Annotated in this window: 17 protein-coding genes and 1 tRNA gene; 9 read left to right on the top strand and 9 right to left on the bottom strand. The window is 45.7% G+C overall.

Annotated elements, in window-relative coordinates; all coding sequences use genetic code 11:
* Nucleotides 1-34: 34 nt before the first annotated feature.
* The 3 genes from KFE96_RS02180 to KFE96_RS02170 are packed head-to-tail and all read right to left on the bottom strand — an operon-like array spanning nucleotide 35 to nucleotide 1,675.
* On the bottom strand, nucleotides 35-547 hold the full coding sequence (locus tag KFE96_RS02180; RefSeq protein WP_255834385.1) for a periplasmic heavy metal sensor: 513 nt from the start codon (nucleotides 545-547) through the stop codon (nucleotides 35-37).
* A 45-nt stretch (nucleotides 548-592) separates the two neighbouring features.
* On the bottom strand, nucleotides 593-1,078 hold the full coding sequence (locus tag KFE96_RS02175) for a hypothetical protein (protein WP_255834384.1): 486 nt from the start codon (nucleotides 1,076-1,078) through the stop codon (nucleotides 593-595).
* 21 nt (nucleotides 1,079-1,099) lie between these two features.
* A complete protein-coding gene (locus KFE96_RS02170) occupies nucleotides 1,100-1,675 on the bottom strand; it encodes a sigma-70 family RNA polymerase sigma factor (protein ID WP_255834383.1) in 576 nt (191 codons plus the stop codon).
* Between the two features lie 204 nt (nucleotides 1,676-1,879).
* Between KFE96_RS02170 and KFE96_RS02165 the strand changes: the two genes are divergently transcribed.
* Nucleotides 1,880-3,181, top strand: a complete 1,302-nt coding sequence (locus KFE96_RS02165) for a UDP-glucose/GDP-mannose dehydrogenase family protein (RefSeq protein WP_255834382.1) — start codon at nucleotides 1,880-1,882, stop codon at nucleotides 3,179-3,181.
* Nucleotides 3,178-4,512 carry an MATE family efflux transporter gene (locus KFE96_RS02160; protein ID WP_255834376.1) on the top strand — a complete coding sequence of 445 codons (1,335 nt, stop codon included), beginning with the start codon at nucleotides 3,178-3,180 and terminating at the stop codon, nucleotides 4,510-4,512. The genes KFE96_RS02165 and KFE96_RS02160 overlap by 4 nt, the downstream gene beginning before the upstream one ends.
* Before the next feature lie 21 nt (nucleotides 4,513-4,533).
* On the opposite strand, the gene arsC is transcribed toward KFE96_RS02160, so the two are convergent.
* Together arsC and KFE96_RS02150 are read right to left on the bottom strand one after the other, a co-directional pair.
* Nucleotides 4,534-4,881, bottom strand: a complete 348-nt coding sequence (gene arsC, locus KFE96_RS02155) for an arsenate reductase (glutaredoxin) (protein ID WP_370650554.1) — start codon at nucleotides 4,879-4,881, stop codon at nucleotides 4,534-4,536.
* A gap of 19 nt (nucleotides 4,882-4,900) precedes the next feature.
* Nucleotides 4,901-4,975, bottom strand: a tRNA-Gly gene (locus tag KFE96_RS02150).
* A 217-nt stretch (nucleotides 4,976-5,192) separates the two neighbouring features.
* Here KFE96_RS02150 and KFE96_RS02145 point away from each other — a divergent pair.
* From KFE96_RS02145 to KFE96_RS02120, 6 genes are all read left to right on the top strand, one after another.
* Entirely contained in the window at nucleotides 5,193-7,052 is a 1,860-nt protein-coding gene (locus tag KFE96_RS02145; RefSeq protein WP_255834374.1) for a serine hydrolase, read from the top strand.
* Between the two features lie 151 nt (nucleotides 7,053-7,203).
* Nucleotides 7,204-8,412 (top strand): O-succinylhomoserine sulfhydrylase, encoded by a 1,209-nt coding sequence (metZ, locus tag KFE96_RS02140; RefSeq protein WP_255834373.1) that lies wholly within the window; start codon nucleotides 7,204-7,206, stop codon nucleotides 8,410-8,412.
* Between the two features lie 8 nt (nucleotides 8,413-8,420).
* Nucleotides 8,421-8,843, top strand: a complete 423-nt coding sequence (apaG, locus tag KFE96_RS02135; protein ID WP_247019522.1) for a Co2+/Mg2+ efflux protein ApaG — start codon at nucleotides 8,421-8,423, stop codon at nucleotides 8,841-8,843.
* 12 nt (nucleotides 8,844-8,855) lie between these two features.
* Nucleotides 8,856-10,304: a TrkH family potassium uptake protein gene (locus tag KFE96_RS02130; RefSeq protein WP_255834372.1), complete on the top strand. Its 1,449-nt coding sequence runs from the start codon at nucleotides 8,856-8,858 to the stop codon at nucleotides 10,302-10,304.
* A 48-nt stretch (nucleotides 10,305-10,352) separates the two neighbouring features.
* Nucleotides 10,353-11,177 (top strand): hypothetical protein, encoded by an 825-nt coding sequence (locus tag KFE96_RS02125; RefSeq protein WP_255834371.1) that lies wholly within the window; start codon nucleotides 10,353-10,355, stop codon nucleotides 11,175-11,177.
* Nucleotides 11,174-11,788: a YceI family protein gene (locus KFE96_RS02120; protein ID WP_255834370.1), complete on the top strand. Its 615-nt coding sequence runs from the start codon at nucleotides 11,174-11,176 to the stop codon at nucleotides 11,786-11,788. The genes KFE96_RS02125 and KFE96_RS02120 overlap by 4 nt, the downstream gene beginning before the upstream one ends.
* A 21-nt stretch (nucleotides 11,789-11,809) precedes the next feature.
* Here KFE96_RS02120 and KFE96_RS02115 read toward each other — a convergent pair whose 3' ends face one another.
* The 3 genes from KFE96_RS02115 to KFE96_RS02105 form a co-directional block, all read right to left on the bottom strand.
* Nucleotides 11,810-12,223: a tellurite resistance TerB family protein gene (locus KFE96_RS02115; RefSeq protein WP_247019530.1), complete on the bottom strand. Its 414-nt coding sequence runs from the start codon at nucleotides 12,221-12,223 to the stop codon at nucleotides 11,810-11,812.
* A 91-nt stretch (nucleotides 12,224-12,314) separates the two neighbouring features.
* The gene (locus KFE96_RS02110; RefSeq protein WP_255834369.1) at nucleotides 12,315-13,280 is read right to left on the bottom strand and encodes a DUF6492 family protein; all 966 of its coding nucleotides are present in this window, start codon (nucleotides 13,278-13,280) and stop codon (nucleotides 12,315-12,317) included.
* 18 nt (nucleotides 13,281-13,298) lie between these two features.
* Entirely contained in the window at nucleotides 13,299-16,064 is a 2,766-nt protein-coding gene (locus KFE96_RS02105; protein ID WP_255834368.1) for an ATP-dependent DNA helicase, read from the bottom strand.
* A gap of 162 nt (nucleotides 16,065-16,226) precedes the next feature.
* On the opposite strand from KFE96_RS02105, the gene KFE96_RS02100 reads away from it, so the two are divergent.
* Nucleotides 16,227-17,810: a lysine--tRNA ligase gene (locus KFE96_RS02100; RefSeq protein WP_255834367.1), complete on the top strand. Its 1,584-nt coding sequence runs from the start codon at nucleotides 16,227-16,229 to the stop codon at nucleotides 17,808-17,810.
* Nucleotides 17,811-17,869: 59 nt separating this feature from the next.
* On the opposite strand, the gene KFE96_RS02095 is transcribed toward KFE96_RS02100, so the two are convergent.
* Complete coding sequence (locus KFE96_RS02095; RefSeq protein WP_255834366.1) at nucleotides 17,870-18,823, bottom strand: hypothetical protein; 954 nt, start codon at nucleotides 18,821-18,823, stop codon at nucleotides 17,870-17,872.
* Nucleotides 18,824-18,843: the final 20 nt, after the last annotated feature.

The following is an 18,843-nucleotide window of genomic DNA, read 5'->3' as shown; positions in this document are numbered from 1 at the left end:
TATAGCATGCTTAACCACAGGAGTCCGCAGGTTTTTAAAACAGGTCCTCAGGTGGAGGTGGAGCATCTCGCTCATCATCTCCTCCTCCATGCTGAGGAGGATGCTTTCTTTCGTGTGGCGTAGGACCATGCCTGCGGTATTTCTTCCTGCGTTCAAACTTAAACATTTCCTCAGAAATCTTTTTCCGCGTTTCCCAATCAAGTGAAGGAATAAATTCAAGCATCATCATTTTTAGTGGTTCATGAACCACCGCCATCTTCTTCAGACGCTCATCAAGCAAAGCTTCAAGTGCTTCTTTATCTACGGTTTCAGCCGCCACTAAGGCTTTAATCTGAGCTTCCGTTTTTTTCATGTCACGAAAACCCGAATTCAAGATGGGACGCTTGCTATGCAACAGCTCCCTTACTGCAACCTTTTGCTCATCTGTAAGATAACTTCCGATCCGGCGCATATTGAAGGCAAAAGAAGGTTTGCCGTCAAACCTAACCTTTTTCATTCCTGTTTTGCCGCCGATATAATGACCAACGAAAAAAACATTTAACGCCAAGGATAACCCCAGAAGGATGAGGAGAAATTTTGTCTTACCCAACATTTATTCCAATTCCTCTACGTCGCTTGCTGATGCAAACCAATCTTCACTAAGATCAAGATCATCATCAGCGGTCGCCACCGTTGTTTGTGCACCAACCATAATACCAGCGGTTAAAACTGCAACAAAAGCAAAACCTTGGGCGGCATATGATGCAGCAGAAAAACGGAACGTTTCAGCAAACAGTGTTTTAATATGTGTAAATAGCCCCACGTTTCCTGATGAAACTGCATACACAGCTTGCGCATGTTGTTCAGGAATACATGCCAATCGGCTCAGGAAAGCATCACTATTACCGTCACTTGCTGTTTCAGGCCCCATAGCAATACCAGCTTCAAACATTTGATCAATTTCGTGCTCTGCTTCCAAAAGAGCAATACCAACCTCTGTTTCTGCATATATCTGCGCTGCTTCCCGGACCTCTGTTGGCCAAACGGAAATATCCGTACCATACATGCAAAGCAGTTCTTCAAATGTATCCTGTTTCATACGTGCCACCATATGATCACCTTATCCAAGTGCCGACAGCAGATCTGTTTTTTCTGCCGCAAGCACCTGCCTCATTTTAGTGCGGGACCGAACCAGAAGCGATTCAAACGCTTTCAATTTCAATCCCATAACATCGGCTGCCTCCTGATTAGACAGCTCATCAAAGTAACTAAGTTTCACGGCGGTTTGTTGTCGTTCTGAAAGCGCATCAAGCGCACGAGATAACCTTTTTCCAACCGCATCTTTTTCAAGCAGTACTTCCACGCTTGCAGTTTGATCTACCTGATCAAAGTTCTCGGGCAACTGCTCAATTGTTTTCTTACGCTTTTCATCCAAACACCTGTTTACAACAACACGGTGAAACCATGTGGTAAATTTGGCTTTACCTGCATTAAAACTATCTGCGTTAGTCCATAACTTTACAAAAGCATCCTGAACCAAATCTTCAGCGCGAGCCATATCACCCAGAAACCGGTATGCTAGTGCCCGGTAGCGCATGCCGTGACGAAGGGTTAACTGCCGAAAAGCAGCCTTATTGCCTTCCGCCACCTGAACCATCAAGTTTTCGTCTGTTGCATCTTCAACTTGCAAACGCACGCAATTTCACCACAATTGATTTGCATTTACCCAATTATACGAAGGAATATTTAAAATCCTTCGTTATAATTTAGATATTTACTACGAAAAGTAAGTTGTTTGTATCTTGATCACATGATGGTAACAAACAACAGTTAGCGGACAGTTTAATCTAACCATCTTTTCGGAATGATAATTTTTTAGCTCTACTCTGGAGAACTCACCATGAAAATCGCAGTGATTGGCACAGGCTATGTAGGATTGGTTTCTGGCACCTGTTTTTCTGAATTTGGCCATACTGTAACATGCGTTGATAAAGATGCTGGTAAAATTGAACGCCTGCATCAGGGAATTATGCCCATTTATGAACCAGGCCTTGATGTGATGGTGGAACGCAACACGGAAGCAGGCAGACTTTTCTTCACAACAGATCTGAAAGAAGCCATGGAAGGCGCTGAAGCAGTATTTATTGCAGTTGGCACACCAAGCCGCCGTGGTGATGGTCACGCTGATCTTCAGTATGTGTTTGCAGCCGTTGAAGAACTCGCTGAGTATATCTCCGATTATACCGTGATTGTAACCAAATCCACAGTACCTGTGGGGACAGGCGCTGAAATCATCAAACGCCTGGAAGGTAAGCTAGATGAAAACCTTTATAGCGTCGCGTCTAACCCTGAATTCCTGAGAGAAGGTGCTGCAATCGAAGATTTCATGCGCCCTGACCGCGTTGTGGTCGGCATTGACAGTGACCGAGCAAAAGCGGTTATGAGCGAACTTTATCGACCACTTTTCCTGAATGAAACACCTGTTGTATTCACAAACCGTGAAACATCAGAGCTTATTAAATATGCAGCTAATGCATTCCTCGCAACAAAGATCAGCTTCATTAACGAAATGGCTGATATGTGCGAAAAGGTTGGTGCTGACATACAGCAAGTTTCAAAAGGTATTGGCCTTGATAACCGTATTGGCGGCAAATTTCTTCACGCAGGCCCTGGCTTTGGTGGAAGCTGTTTCCCGAAAGACACAAGAGCGATTGTTCACTCCGCCGATGATTATGAAGTACCGATGAAAATCATCCGCTCCGTTATTGAAGTGAATGAAGAGCGCAAGCTTGCGATGGCAGATAAGGTGATTAAAGCCTGTGGTGGCAGCGTTGAAGGCAAACGCATTGCTGTTCTTGGCCTAACTTTCAAACCAAACACAGATGATATGCGCGAGAGCCCAAGCTTGGATATTATCCCAGCTCTTCAGAAAGCCGGTGCGGAAATCCATGCTTTTGATCCAAAAGGAATGGAAGAAGCCAAACATATGCTTGAAGACGTTTCTTTCCATGATGAGCCATACAGCACAATGGAAGATGCGGATGCGACGGTAATTATCACTGAATGGAACCAGTTCCGTGCCCTTGATTTTGGCCGCATGAAAGATCTGATGAAATCTCCTGTGCTTGTTGATCTCCGCAACATCTACGGTAAAGCAGATATGACATCAAACGGCTTTGATTATACTGGCATTGGACGTTGATCACAGAAACTTCGCCATATAAGGCAAATGCAGACAAACGTATCTGGGCCATCGCTGGCCCAGCTATTCTAGCAAACTCCAGCGCCCCTCTTGTTGGTCTTATTGATACATGGGTGATCGGACATATGCCCGATGCTGTTCACCTGGCGGCAGTTGGTGTAGGTGCTTCTGTTTTCAGTCTTTTATTCTGGGCTTTTGGTTTCCTGCGGATGAGCACTACCGGGCTTATTGCCCAAGCTCACGGCCAAAAAGATACTGATCAAATCGCTCGAATTTTCATTCGTTCCAGCATGCTTGGTGTAGTAATCGCGCTAATATTACTCGTTTTTCAAGCTTTTATCTTTTCGCTTAGTATCACTGCGTTAGTGCCACCTGAAAATACACAGCCTTATTTCGCGCAGTATTTCAATATCCGTATCTGGTCTACACCAGCGGTACTATTCGTCTATACTCTCAATGGGTATTTGATAGGCACGGCACAGGCAAAAGCTGCGCTTTATCTGCAACTTGTTCTCAATATTCTCAATGCTGTACTTAATCTTATTTTCGTACTTGGGCTAGGTATGGGAGTAGCAGGTATCGCGCTGGGGTCAGTTATTGCTGAATGGTCTGCAGTGTTTGTCGGGCTTTATTTTGTATCGAGGCGCCTTGGGTTCGCTCCCCTCAAGATAGCAATTGCATCTGGCCAGACATGGGTTTGGGGAAAGGTAAAAAAACTAGCGGCAACAAACGGCTTTATTTTCCTGCGCACGCTACTACTGATGACAGCCCTTGCACTTATCACCAAAAATGCAGCGAAACTGGGGGATACAGCTCTTGCTGCCAGCCAGGTACTGAATGTTTTTCTTCTTCTTATTGCCCTAGGATTAGACGGCTTTGCTTATGCAGCTGAAGCACTGGTAGGGGCCGCTTACGGTAAGGAAAATAAAAGAGAATTCCGCTTTTGGGTAATAAGAACAAGCCTTTGGGCTTTTGCAGCAGCGGTTGTTTACAGCCTCTTTTTCCTGATTTTTGGCGAAACTATAATTAGCACACTAACAAATATTCAAGATGTGCGGCTGGAAGCATTTTCGGCAATTTTCATCATGGGCTTGACGCCTGTTATGGCAGTATGGAGCTACCAGTTCGATGGCATTTACATTGGTGCTACGTCTGGGAAAGGCATGTTTATCACTATGATTTTCGCCTTTTTAGCTTACCTTTTAGCACTGGAATATTTTGGCACTACATTTGGCCTTCAGGGGCTTTGGACAGCCGTATTGATATTCATGACAGCCCGGGGTATTGCACAAGCGATTTATTACCCCAAGCTGGAAAAAACTTTAAAATAGTTAGCGAGCTAATAAAAATTCTTAAAGAATTTCAAGCACACTTTCAGGTGGGCGGCCAACACGTGCCTGATCATCCTTGAAAACAATCGGACGCTCAATAAGCTTTGGCGTGTTGTGCATGGCTTCAACAAGCGCAGCATCATCCTCTACGTCTTTCAGGCCCTGTTCTTTATAGTCTGCTTCACCTGTACGCATGATTTCTCGTGGTGCTTTACCAAGTTGCGTTAAAGCCGTTTTAATCTCATCAACTGATGGTGCATCTTCAAGATACAAGCGCACTTCGGGGCTTAAGCCTTTTTCTTCAAGGATCGCCAATGTCTGACGTGATTTACTGCAACGTGGATTGTGCCAAATAACAAGGCTCATGATGATCTCCCCTGACATTATGTGGAGCGGGTGAAGGGAATCGAACCCTCGACACCAAGCTTGGGAAGCTTGTGCTCTACCACTGAGCTACACCCGCATTTCTTTTTAGATATGTATTCTATTCCATTCAAAATAAAGAGGTATATTAGTATCAACTGCTAGATTTCATAATTTCCTCGATATTATAAATACTTATAAACTCTGAGCTCAAATATGAGCAAGTAAAGGCCCATTAATTACAAAAAAGTGAATAGACCTCTAGCGTAGAGTCAATACGATTTTGGTATGATAATACCAATAAAGGAATAGGTGAAATGAAATACTTTTCTAAAATAGCAATATTCATTTCCTTACTTTTTCTCTCCTCTAACGCTGCTCAATCGGAAGGAGGTTTTGGGCCAAAAACATCAGAGGAACTAAGGTACTTTCTAGATACATGGTTCGAGGAAAACCTTCCCAAATATGCCACCCTAGGTACGAGTGTTTCCTTTGTCAAAAATGGAGAAGTCTATTTAAGTAAAGGCTATGGAACCCTTGATATCAAACGGAGAGAAGGCGTCCAATCAAATACCATCTTCAGAGTAGCTTCCGTTTCAAAGATATTTGTTGGAATAGCTGCCGCGCAATTAATTGAACAAGGTATTATCGACTTAGACGAAGATATTAGAAAATATATCGGGGACACTCTCATCGGAAAAGAGGAATTTAGCCACATTACGATGCGGCACTTATTAGGCCATACCTCTGGCCTTGATGAACAATTTTATGGAGACTCCACCCTTGACCCCAACCAGTATCAGGAATTGGAGGAGCACCTTAAAACATTTTTGCCGCCACTCGTACGTGAACCAGGTCAACTCTACGCCTATTCAAATTACGGATATGCATTAGCAGCGTACGTTGTGGAAAAGACAACCGGAATGCCTTTCAGCAAATACGTAAAAGACCACATCTTAACACCACTGAACATGCATAATTCCAGCTATACTTTGGAAAACTACATAAAAGAAAAGTTAGCAACAGGATATGATGGCGATAAACTAAGTCTTCAAGAACGGCCCTATACATATGTACATAGATACCCCTCAACAAGCATGATGACCTCTGCAGAGGACATGGCAAATTTAATGATCGCCGTGTTGAACTCTGGTACCTATGAAGATCGTAAGGTTTATGGAAACATAGCCACCAAACTTATACAAACACCTCTATATGAAACCACCTCACAAACATCGGGGTATTCTGCCGGTTTCCAGCTTTCTGATCGTTGGGGACATCAAATCATTTGGCATGATGGAACTCACTTTGGTTTTAATGCCTATATTATGCTGTTCCCAGAGTTAAATATGGGCTTTTTTGCTGCATCGAACCACCATGATGGAAACTTGCTCGGAGATTTGCGGTTTGATTTATTAAATAAATTTTTTAAACCCAATTCAGTTAAAAAGCCTCAAAAACCATACCAAACATACACTGACCATAATCTTCTGAAGGGCACATATATCAACAGTCGTCGTGCCCTAGAAAACTTAGCCAAAATTAACAACCTATTCATCACTCCACTGAAGATAACCTCCAACGCAGATAATACAATCAATGTGTTTGGTCGTAATTACGCGGAGATTAAACCAGATATTTTTGCAAGAACAGACCTTGCCAGCAGGCGATTAAAGGTAAATCGAGATAACAATGGCGATGTAATCTCAATCGCCTATGATGTTAACGATTCCCCAGCAGTGTTTGAACGACAGAGCCTCTTTCAAACAGCCTCAACCCACCACATCATTTTTCTCGGGTTTATATTGTGGTTTTCAACAAGCTTTATATACAGACTATTCATTAACAAAAAGAAGCAACAATCAGTTCCTTTTTTTGTTACTGCTCCAAATGCTATAAATCTTGTTTTTATCTTATCGTTCATCGCTTTTTTTGCATCGCTTGATTTATTAAACCTACGGACAGGAAATATACCAGCGATATGGATAATACTTAGCTTACCCATACTAGCTATGGCAGTTTCCATAATATCTCTTTGGAGGCTCAACACCACTATCAAGATCTCAGTACTAACTATTCACCAGAAGGTTTTCTGGATAAGCTGCATAACTGTCCAACTACTTTTCCTTCTTCAATTACATTTCTGGAACTTACTAGGCTTTAAGATGATTTCGTAGCAATCAGCAGAAAGTTACCGGATTGGGACAAGATAAAATGTTCAAACACCAAAGAAATTCAAGCGATAGCGCGGATTGCGCCATCTGATGCCTTGACCTAAAAGGCAGTTAACGCCAACGTGGCTTAACAGGTGAGTTTTGGAGAAATGCCATGAAACCAAAAACAGGAACAGACCGCAGCATTACATCAACTTGGGCACGTCAGACCCAAATGGTGCGTGCTGGCAGCATGCGATCCGAATTTGGTGAGATGGCAGAAGCACTCTTTATGACCTCCGGCTTTGCTTATGATAGTGCAGAAGAAGCGGAAGCGCGCTTTGATGGTCGGGCCGAAGGTTTCACATACAGTCGCCAGACAAACCCTACAGTTTCCATGTTCGAAGAACGGATGGCTGTTCTTGAAGGGGCTGAAATTGGCCGGGCTACTGGTACTGGTATGGCTGCTATGACGGCTTCCCTGCTCGCCAGCCTTAAGACTGGGGATCATGTCCTTGCTGCACGGGCGCTTTTTGGCTCTTGCCGCTGGCTGATGGATGAACTTCTACCGCGCTACGGCATTGAAACAACAGTGATTGACGGCACAAACATTGAAGAATGGAAAAATGGTGTGAAACCGAACACCAAAACCTTCTTCACTGAAACACCGACAAATCCAACACTTGAAATTGTTGATCTGCGTGCAATCGCTGATATTGCTCATGAAAACGGCGCCAAACTGGTGGTAGATAATGTATTTGCCACACCAGTGTTGCAGCGCCCGATGGAATTAGGCGCTGATATCGTAACCTATTCCACCACCAAACACATAGACGGGCAAGGCCGCTGCCTTGGAGGTATTATCCTATGTGATAAAGAATGGGATGAAGAGTTCCTTTATCCCTACTACCGTCACACTGGCTGCGCTATGACACCATTTAATGCGTGGGTAATGCTGAAAGGCTTGGAAACACTGGGTATGCGTGTACATCAGATGTGTGATAACGCTGAGTTCGTTGCACGCGGTATTGCAGAAAAACTTGATACAACACGTCACCCGGTGCTGGAAAACTTCCCTCAGCGTGAACTTGCTTTCAGCCAGATGGAACGTGGCGGTACCATGGTAGTCTTCGAGCTACCAGGTGGTCGTGATCAAGCCTTTAAGTTTCTGAATGCGCTTGAGATTATTGATATCTCGAATAACCTTGGTGATAGCCGCTCAATTGCAACCCATTCGTGGAGCACTACGCACAAGGCACTTGCAGAAGAAACACGGTTAGAGCTTGGCATCACACCAGGGCTTATTCGTCTTTCTGTTGGCCTTGAGGACCCAAATGATTTAATGACAGACATAAACCGCGCACTTGGAGTTGCGGGACTATAAGGAAGTTTATGTCTGAAGAGCTGATAGAAGGCGTTTTAACCTTTGAGGAAACAACACTGGAAATTAAGGTTTCAGTGCAATCCTATTTCCTCGATGGACAATCAGATCCGGAAGCTAACCAATATGTATGGGCATACCGGGTAATGATTGAAAACCTGAGTGACACGCCTGTGCGCCTTCTCAGCCGTCACTGGATCATTACCAATGGTTCGGGCCAGAATAATGAGGTGAAGGGTGAAGGTGTGATTGGCGAACAGCCACTCATCCTTCCCGGTCAGCATTTTGTATACACAAGTGGTAGCCCTCTAGACACGCCGACAGGCTTTATGCGCGGCAGCTACGAGATGGAAGACCCTGACGGTGAAAGATTTAGGGTTGCCATTCCCGCATTTTCCCTAGACAGTCCTTATTGCTCAACAGAGATTAACTAACGAGAGCCTAAGGTGCTGGACCCTAGACCTATTCTCTATACGCTTGGTGCGCTTATCTGCATGCTTGCAGCGGGTATGATCCTACCGTTACTGGTAGATGTAATCGCAGGTAATAAAGATTGGGAAATCTTTATGCTGGCGATGTTCCTCACGCTTACCATTGGCGGCATGTTGATGCTGGCAAATCAAGGAACAGGGGATAACCTCAACCTTCGGCAAGCCTTTCTCCTCACCAGCCTTACGTGGGCCGTGCTTCCTGCATTTGCTGCGCTTCCTCTAGCTTTTTCTGAGCTTAATCTATCCTATACAGATGCTTACTTCGAGGCTATGAGCGGGCTGACTACCACTGGCTCCACCGTTATTTCAGGGCTGGATAATGCGCCTCCCGGCCTACTGCTCTGGCGCGCACTTCTACAGTGGTTTGGCGGTATTGGTATTATTGTAATGGCTGTAGCTGTTCTGCCGATGCTTCAGGTTGGTGGTATGCAGGTATTCAAGGCTGAAAGCTTTGATACTGTTGAAAAAATTCTACCCCGCGCAGGGCAAATTTCTCTCAGTATTTCAGGGCTTTATGTAGCGTTTACCGCCCTGTGTATGTTGTTTTATATGATTGCAGGCATGGGCATGTTTGATGCTCTCGCGCATTCTATGACCACAATCGCCACTGGCGGATTTTCCACTTCAGACGGCTCTATCGGGCATTTTGACAGCTTCGCCATTGATATGGTGACCATCCTTTTCATGATCGTAGGTTCAATACCTTTTGTATTGTTTCTGCAAATACTCCGGGGCAAGCCACTTGCAATCTGGCGAGATGAACAAGTACGCGCCTTTAGTAAACTCACGCTTTTCCTATGTTTCAGCGTTACCCTTTGGCTGGTGATCTGGAAAGATTTTTCACCAGAAGAAGCCTTTCGGTATGGTGCTTTTAATATTATCTCTATCCTCACGGGAACAGGTTTCGCCTCAACTGACTACAGCCAATGGGGTGGGTTTTCGGCAACTTTATTCTTCTTTGTGATGTTCATTGGCGGGTGCGCGGGGTCAACCAGCTGCGGGATCAAGATATTCCGCTTTCAGGTGCTGTTTAAAAGCATGCAAAGCTGGGTGAACCATATTGTTCGCCCGAACGGCATGTTTGTACCAACCTATAACAAACGCCCGATAACCCATGATGTACGAAGCTCTGTTATGGCTTTCATGAGCCTGTTTTTTGCTACCTTCATTGTGCTTGCGCTTGGTGTAGCCAGCACGGGAGTAGACTGGATAACAGCTTTCTCAAGCGCTGGTACTGCACTTGCAAATGTTGGCCCAGGGCTTGGTGAACAAGTAGGCCCGGCCGGAAACTTTTCTGGTCTTAATGACAGTGCAAAATGGATGATGTCTTTTGGCATGCTCATAGGGCGGCTTGAACTGTTCTCGGTACTGGTATTATTTTCACCCACTTTTTGGCGCGGATAACACAGCCGTTATGTGTTTATTCAGGTTTCTCGCGCTAGGATACTGAATATGAAACACATATTACTTTCGACGCTTATATTCATATCTTCCCCCGCTTCCGCCGATATTGCTACTGGTTGGAAGGCATACGAAAAGGGTAACTACGAAGAAGCTCTTCATGCTGCAACCTTGAGCACAGAAAAGGAAAGATATGCCCTTGGCTGTCTGGCTGGCGTTGCACAAGGTGGGACCATAGATAAAGGCCAGCTCGCTGTTAAAACTTTGCATTTGACAATTGAAAGCTGCACAGAAGCTTTTAAAATTGACCCGGACAACTTTAAAATTACAGCTGCACTATCAACGGCACTTAGTTTTGAAGGCAAACGAAAAAGAGCAACAGACCACGCTAACATCGCACGCGCGCTCTTATTTAATCTTATTTTCAAACACCGTGAAAAAGCCGAAAGCTTCGGTGCTTACGCAACGTGGCATTCCGAAGTCTATGCCGCAGGCTTTTTCGCACGTGTGGCATTAGGTGCCAAGAAAAGCATTGCGCAGGAAATGTTTGAAGAAGGCAAACTACGCGGTGAATTTGATACAGGCCTTCAACTTGAATATGTGAAGTTTCTTGCCCGCGGCAAAAAAGCTGAACGAGCAAAGGCTGTTATAGAAGCCGAAAAACTTATCAAAGCAGAACGGAATTCTCCGCTCGATCAGTATTTTATCACGATCGGTGAAGGATTACTTGAAGCCCTTAAAGCTGAGGATAAAAAGCTCCTTAAAAAAAGACTAAAAACTGCCTCTCTCTTCGTGGCTATTGAAGACGAAAAATCAGAGCCAACTTACAAGCTCGATCCATGGCTTATTGAATATGCAGAGGGCTTGAAGGAATGAGGTACCCTTTCATAGCTGTGCTTTTCCTGACACTTGCGGGCTGTGCTTCTGTGGCTCGAATTGTGTATCCTTTAAATGATGACCCACTCAAAGCTGTGCCCGGTCGTTATGAACTGGATCCAACTCATGCCAACATCATCTTTTCGGTTAATCACTTGGGTTTTTCACTCCATCATGGTCGCTTTAACCAGATTGAAGGCTCTCTGGTAATTAACCCAGAAAAACCTCAAGAAGCTCAGCTTTATACGCGTATTGATACGGCATCTGTGGATACCAACAGTGAAGCACTCGATAACATGCTGAGAGCAGATAGAATGTTTGACAGTGAAAACTATCCTTACGCCAGCTTTGAAAGCACACGCATTCAGCTTACAGGTGAAAAAACCGCGGAGATTGTTGGAAACCTGACCATCAGAGGCATTCGGAAAGAGATAACTTTATCAGCTGAATTTATCGGCAGCGGCACAAACCCCGCGACAGGCAAGAAAACCATTGGTTTTTCAGGAAAAGGTCGCTTCAAAAGGTCTGATTTTAATCTGAAGCAGTGGCTGCCGCTGGTGGGTGATGAAGTAAACCTGATCTTGGAAGCAGAATTCACCCGCGCGAATTAAAACACACGGGTGAGAAATTTCTTAAGCAAAGCTCTTCTGGCGGCTTGCAATACCACGTTCAATCGCCGCTGCCGTCAGGCGGTCAATATCAAAGAAGTGTCGGATAATCTCAAGAAGACGAAGTTCTTCCTGGCTCAAGGAGCTATCAGATGCGGCAACTTCACATGCAAGTGCATAAACAAGATCAATATGTGTTTCAGGCACAGCTTCAGCCACAAGACCAAGTACAGCGTCCAAGCCTTCTTCACTTTGCATCAGATCCACACATGTATCTGTATCCTGGCGCAAGCGCTCAATATTATAATCGCGAAAGGCCGGCAGATAGCCAACAAGACCTGTCATGCGGGTAAGTTCTGTATCAGATAGTTGTCCATCAGATGCGGCAACTGTCACCATCGTATAAACCAAAGCGGTTTCAGGGCTAATTGTAGACATACATAGCTCTCCTTTTCTTAAGGCGATTTATCGCCAATAAGGCGCATAATGTAAATGGTTTATTCTCTTTAAAACCGATAGAACAATCATATTATTTTAGAAACAAGCGAGCTTCTTCCTCAGTTTCTATAAGGCCTATTTCTACCCAAAATTTCCCTATAAGGGCCACGGTTTCATCATTTAATCCATTAAAAGCCTTTCTGTGCACGCCGAAGGAAAAATAGCCCTGTTTTCGGTGCTTATTAAGGCGCTGGTCTATATCAGCGATAGATACATTCCCGGGGAAGATAATGTTTCCCAACCGTTTGGATGGCAGGTAAAGCATCTCGTTTTCTATACCTTTATAAAGTGGAAATGCTTGCGAAAGATAAAACTCTGTTGCTGTGAAGTAAGTCTCGAACCAGTCTTCAAAACGTTTATTTTCTCGGGTTTCAATCTCGTTAATCAAATTAAGGGAGATATCTCGGTATAATGGGAAAGGTGTTGTTGTTGGAACTATCTGCTGTAGGTACTTTTCTGGCTTAAGGCCAAAATATTCAAAAGAACCAACCAATCTTCTCGGTATATCATACCCTACCTTACCGCCGGACCATAACCGCCTGAAAAATGAACTATCAGTTTGGAACTTCATAAAGGCCAACTTGAGCCGACCATCTGGAGCTACAAAATCCTCGCGCTTTACGTGCCGCGTAAAATGGTTCTTTGAATCCAGTATAATATAGGCAGAGTTCTCAATATGCTCAGCAATTCTCAACTTCATAATCTGTTGGCTGAACCAATCACGGTGGATAAACACATAATCACCCGTTAGGTCAGCTCGGTTAAACAGTTTAAGCTTTGGCGCCAAGGAACCATACAAGGGGCGAATATTTTCTTCGAAAAAATCTCGGTTCTCTTTTGGATCTGCGTCATTAAAGATAACAACGATGTTTCCCACCAAACTAGCAGGCAGGAACATAGCCATCGATTTGGCCTGCAATTCAAGCAGCTTCAAATCACCAGCAAATGTAACTGTTACGAAATCTAGCTTTTCTGTTGCTCGTGGCAGCTGCTGCATCAATATAATCTCTAAGCTTTAAAAGAATTCCCGGATAGTTTTCACCGCTTCCGCAAGGCCAACCCGTTCAATTTCCACCCCTTCAGGCATTGCTTCCATCAACCGCGTTGGGGTTTGACCGTCCAGCATCACAAACACGCCGCGATCATTCGCACGCCGTACAAGCCGACCAAAAGCCTGTGCGAGTTTAAGACGTGTGAGCATTTCATCATAGTGCCGGCCGCCAAAAGCATTCCGGCGCGCTCTGTGCAAAATGGTTGGTCGCGGCCAGGGAACACGATCAAATACAATAAGACGCAGGCTATCACCAGGTACATCCACCCCGTCCCGCACAGCATCTGTTCCCAATAGGCAGCTATTAGGATCATCTCTGAAAATATCAACAAGCGTTGCGGTATCCACGGGATCTACGTGCTGCGCATAAAGCGGCATGCCGTTTTCTTCCATGTTCCCAGCGATATATTCATAAGTTGTTCTGAGACGACTAATGGCAGTGAATAGCCCAAGTGCTCCACCGCCAGATGCCATAAAGAGTGCCCGGTATGCCGCCGCCACTTGAACGGCATCCATTTTATTCACATCACCAACTATCAACACCTTGGTAGATTTTGGATAATCAAAAGGGGATAAAACAGAAAGCCGCTTTGGCGGCACCATCAGATGCTGAGCCCCTGTTCGCATATCAGCAGATTGCCAATCTTCCACTTCAGTCGCTTTGTCTCTCAACGTTGCGGATGTAATCAGTGTTCCGTGGGTTTCTGCAAGCACACACTCTGAAAATGGTTTAGTTGGGTCTATGAAATGGCGGTGATACCCGATATCTCGTTCGCGGCCATCAATACGCTCTATCTCAAACCAGTCAATAAAGCCCTCAGGCGATAGCTTTCCAAGGCCTTCAGCCATAGCAGCCCAGTTGGTAACAATCTCTGCGCGCTGTTTCAGTGACCTCGCTGAACTCTCTAACCGCCCACGGGACATGCTATCAAGCACATCAGAATCTTCATCAAGCCGTTTTATCAAAAGGTTTGAAAGCCCTGACATAGGCTGTGCGAGTGCAGCGAGCCCTTCAAACAGCGCTTGCCCCGCTTCCACCAATCCTTCGATTGGATCAGCGATTGAACATTCAATAGTATGCGGCCCTCGCCCATCTGCGCGGGTAAGCACTTGTGCCCTGATATGCATAAGGAAAGTTTCAAACCGCGTTACCGGAGCAGAGCCCGCAACGCGACCCATCCAGTTATCTGACGGTAACAATCGTGCTGCTTCAAGCGTTTCTTCAAGAAGCTTCTGTGCGTCCATATCATCAGCAACTAGCTCTTCCAGCCGACTTTTAAGCCCCCTTGCCCGTGTGCTACCACCACTTTCTTTGCCTCTGATCCAGCGCCGGAGTTCGGCGCCTTCAAGCCCGGATAAATTCAGGGAAAATGCACTATCCGCCGCATCAAAAACATGGTGACCTTCATCAAAGACCAAACGTTTTGGAAGATCAGGATCTCCAATCCTTGAAACGGCTTGTGCGATCACCAGCGCATGGTTCGCTACCACAAGATCAGCATGTTTGGCTTTACGGGCAGACTTTTCAATATAACAACGCCTGAAGTGCGCGCAGGCAGAATAGAGGCATTCCCCCCTACGGTCCGTGAGCCCTGCAATACGTCCTACCCCAAAATGAGCACCAAGCCAGCTTGGGAAATCACCCCCAATCATATCACCGTCACGGGTATACCGTGCCCAGCGAGCTACAAGCCCGATCAGGATTTTATCCCGGTCTTCACCCTGATTTGGGTTAGTACGCATCATTACTGCACGGGTGGTTTCCTCAATATTCAGAAGGCAGGCATAGTTTTCACGCCCTTTCCTGATAACTGCCCGTTTATCCTTAACCCGAGGGTCTGGATAAAGCTTGGAAAGTTCCTGATCCAGCTGCCTCTGTAGGTTTTTTGTGTACGTGGATAACCAAACGGCACCATCGTTCCGTTCAGCCCAGCGGCTTGCGGGTGCGATATACCCGAGGGTTTTCCCTGTGCCGGTTCCTGCTTCAAGAAGTTGGATATTCGGCCCTTCAAGCATTTCACGCGGCCTGAACACATGGGTTGCGGCAGCAGCATAACGTTTTTGCCCTTCGCGCTGTTCTGATCCATTCCCCAAAAGTTCCGTAAGCCTTGAAAGGCTTTCCTCCGGTTCAATTGCTTCATCACCTGGCGGCGGCGGCGGTGCCCCATCTTCCCATTCAGGAAGAGATGTCCAGACCAGCAAACCATCCTCTCGGCTATGATCAGCGAATTCTTCCATATACCCAAGCGCAAGTGGCCCCCATGTCCAGCCCGCTTTGGCCATCATCATCAAAACACGGTCGCCCCCGGCCCTGTAGCGGTAGGTTTCTGCCGCCATATCAGACAAGAGTCGCTCCGCAATCGTATGAAGGGCGAGGCAGATGTCTTCGTGAGTATCGGCGCTTTTATCTAGCACCAAAGCTTCAAGAAGACCCTGTACTGTCGGCAAACAATAGCGAGCAGGCCGAACGAATGCGTATAATTCCAGCAAATCATATGCTCGTAGGTACGGCATACCAAGCCTGCGCGCCGCCATAACCCTGTTCACCAGCATATGCGCCTTCGTGCTTAGGCGCTTAGCCGCCGTTTCATGATCAAATTCTTCAAACTCACCATGTTCCGTAAGAATGGTAACAAAGCGCACGCCAACCACCGCCACAGGAATTGCCTCAAGCGAGGCTCCCGCACGGTCAGCTTCAACTACTAAATCCGGGCCAAATAAGTCAGACATGGGCGGAGCATAATGTTATGCATTCGTAAAAAACACCCGCTAATGTGATTTTATAGAATTTATGCCATAACATATTGGTGTTTTTCTTGACGAAAGCCCTTAGAAACCCTAGCTTCCGCGAGTTTTAAACCAAACAGAAACCTATAAATAACGGTGACGCTTATGACAAAAGACGTAGATTTAGCTCTATCCAGCAACGCTTGGCCTTTCAAGGAAGCAGAAAAGCTGGTCAAACGCTATAAATCTGGCGCGCCGGAAAAGGGATATATTCTGTTTGAAACAGGGTATGGCCCATCAGGCCTGCCGCACCTTGGTACATTCGGCGAAGTAGCCCGCACAACAATGGTGATGCGCGCGTTCCAGGAAATTTCTGATATCCCAACCAAACTTATCTGTTTCTCGGATGATATGGATGGCCTTCGGAAAGTGCCAACAAACGTGCCAAACCAGGAACTTCTTGAAGGTGCGCTAGGCAAGCCTCTCACTGAGGTGCCAGACCCGTTCGGTACACACAACAGCTTTGGTGAGCATAATAATGCGCGCTTGCAGGCTTTCCTTGACCAGTACGGATTTGATTACGAGTTTTATTCCGCAACTGAATGCTACAAATCAGGTCGCTTTGACGAGACGCTACTAAAGCTTTGCCGCAACTATGACAAAGTAATCAAAGTGATCTTGCCAACGCTTGGTGAAGAGCGCCAGCAAACATACAGCCCATTCCTGCCGATTGATCCTGACACAGGCCGCGTGCTGCAGGTTCCTGTTCGTGTGGAAGATCCTGAAAAGGGCATCATCAGCTTTGAAACAGAAGCGGGCGAGCGCATTGAAGTGCCAGTAACCGGCGGCAATGTGAAATGCCAGTGGAAAGTTGACTGGGCAATGCGCTGGGATGCCCTTGACGTGGACTACGAGATGGCGGGTAAAGATCTGGATGAAAGTGTGAAGCTTTCTTCTATCATCCGCCGCATCCTTGGTGGCCAACCACCAGAGGCGCTGAGTTATGAGCTGTTCCTTGATCAGGAGGGCAAGAAGATCTCGAAATCCAAAGGGAACGGTATCTCTATTGAAGAATGGCTTGCATATGCGAGCCCTGAGAGCCTTTCGCTTTATATGTTCCAAAGCCCACGGAAAGCGAAACGCCTGTATTTTGATGTGATCCCGAAGGCCGTAGATGAATATTATACCTTCCTTGAGAAGTACCAAACACAGGAACTGGCAGACCGCTATAAAAACCCTGTATGGCACATCCATGGCGGCAATGTTCCATCAGAAAGCCTGCCTGTAAGCTTCGCGCTGCTTCTGAACCTTGTTTCTGTGGCAAACACGGAAGAGAAAGAAGCGCTTTGGGGCTTTGTGAGCAAATATGCTGAAGGCGCGACCGCAGAAAAATTCCCTGCACTTGACCGCCTGATGGACTATGCGCTCAAATATTATGAAGACTTTGTAAAACCAACAAAGAGCTTCCGTTTGCCAAACGAGCAGGAAAGCAAAGCATTTGAAAGCCTCATCAGCCGACTTGGTGCTCTGGACCCGAACGAGACAGATGCAGAAGTGATCATGACAGAGGTTTACTCAGCGGGTAAAGACGCTGAATTTGAAAACCTCCGTGAATGGTTTAAAGCCTGTTATGAAGTCCTTCTTGGCCAAAGCCAGGGCCCACGCATGGGCGGCTTCTTTGCGCTGTACGGTCTTGAAGATAGCATCAAGCTCGTGAAAGCAGGCCTTGCTGGAGAGCTGGCAGCATAACGCTTGGCACATAAATGAATATTGAAAAGCCCGGTAGTGTTACCGGGCTTTTTTTATATTTAGTCGCAGGTTTTAACATTTTTCCCGGTATTAAAGCTTTTAAACTCAAACCCGGTTTTCCCGTTCCATTTCACGAAGGAAAGATCGAGAACACCATCCCCTGCACCGTTAAAGCGTGTAAGGTTATCTTCACCCAGAAAACCCTGTTGAACGCAGTGGACCTTGGTGGAACCGTGGATAAAAAGCACAGGCTTTTCATAAGCCGCAGCTTTTTCTTTCAGGTTTTGTATAAAGCTCGCATAAGGATCGCAGTTTTCCTGAAGACCACTCCCACAAGTCTCTTTACCAAGAAAAGAGGAATCCTCTGTAACATCAGCATGAATAAACACCACCATACCGTCTGCATCAGCAGCATCATGGAAACTTTCTTCAAGCCAGGCTTTGTTTTTGGCGTCTCTTAGATCAACAGCTGTCAGGATCTCATTTTTGTTGTCTGCCACAACTTCTTCACGCCCGTTCCCTGTACCAACAATATGCTGTGTGGTGACATAAAGGTTTTCATACTGAAAACGAACAAGTTCCGGATAGCTGATATCCCGGTTAATATTCATAGTCGTGCGGTTTTCAGGTAAATAATCACTGCGGTAAGCTCGTTCACGGATTTCATAGAGCTTTACCAGCTCATTATCGCCTTTTCGGTCACAGTCGGTCCAGTCATTATCACCGAGGGTCAGAAAAACAGGCTTTTCAGTAACACCAAAGATTGCGCTAAGGTTTTCTTCGTAACGCTTTTCACTACAGCGTTTACCACCGCTTTTCATATCACCAAAGAAAAGTGCAAAAGGAATATCAGAGGTTTTTAGCTTTTTAGCAGCCTGTTCCAGATAATTAATCTGGCTACCACCATAAGGCATGTCGCCAAACGCAAGGAATTCAAATCCCTTCTGATCATCCGCCAACACGGATGTTACCCCCAGTGCTGACACGGCCAAACCAGTTAATGCCTGTTTCATGATATCCTCCACACAAAAAT

The organism is Kordiimonas sp. SCSIO 12603 (assembly GCF_024398035.1).
Classification (GTDB): Bacteria; Pseudomonadota; Alphaproteobacteria; order Sphingomonadales; family Kordiimonadaceae; genus Kordiimonas.
This window is presented reverse-complemented; position numbering and strand designations above follow the sequence as displayed.

Excerpts from the sequence above, each read along its gene's own strand:
- KFE96_RS02125 (WP_255834371.1), top strand. The coding sequence starts at position 10,353 with ATGAAACACATATTACTTTCGACGCTTATATTCATATCTTCCCCCGCT.
- KFE96_RS02105 (WP_255834368.1), bottom strand. The coding sequence starts at position 16,064 with ATGTCTGACTTATTTGGCCCGGATTTAGTAGTTGAAGCTGACCGTGCG.
- KFE96_RS02095 (WP_255834366.1), bottom strand. The coding sequence starts at position 18,823 with ATGAAACAGGCATTAACTGGTTTGGCCGTGTCAGCACTGGGGGTAACA.
- KFE96_RS02110 (WP_255834369.1), bottom strand. The coding sequence starts at position 13,280 with ATGCAGCAGCTGCCACGAGCAACAGAAAAGCTAGATTTCGTAACAGTT.
- KFE96_RS02145 (WP_255834374.1), top strand. The coding sequence starts at position 5,193 with ATGAAATACTTTTCTAAAATAGCAATATTCATTTCCTTACTTTTTCTC.
- KFE96_RS02175 (WP_255834384.1), bottom strand. The coding sequence starts at position 1,078 with ATGAAACAGGATACATTTGAAGAACTGCTTTGCATGTATGGTACGGAT.
- KFE96_RS02165 (WP_255834382.1), top strand. The coding sequence starts at position 1,880 with ATGAAAATCGCAGTGATTGGCACAGGCTATGTAGGATTGGTTTCTGGC.
- KFE96_RS02100 (WP_255834367.1), top strand. The coding sequence starts at position 16,227 with ATGACAAAAGACGTAGATTTAGCTCTATCCAGCAACGCTTGGCCTTTC.
- apaG (WP_247019522.1), top strand. The coding sequence starts at position 8,421 with ATGTCTGAAGAGCTGATAGAAGGCGTTTTAACCTTTGAGGAAACAACA.
- KFE96_RS02120 (WP_255834370.1), top strand. The coding sequence starts at position 11,174 with ATGAGGTACCCTTTCATAGCTGTGCTTTTCCTGACACTTGCGGGCTGT.
- metZ (WP_255834373.1), top strand. The coding sequence starts at position 7,204 with ATGAAACCAAAAACAGGAACAGACCGCAGCATTACATCAACTTGGGCA.
- KFE96_RS02115 (WP_247019530.1), bottom strand. The coding sequence starts at position 12,223 with ATGTCTACAATTAGCCCTGAAACCGCTTTGGTTTATACGATGGTGACA.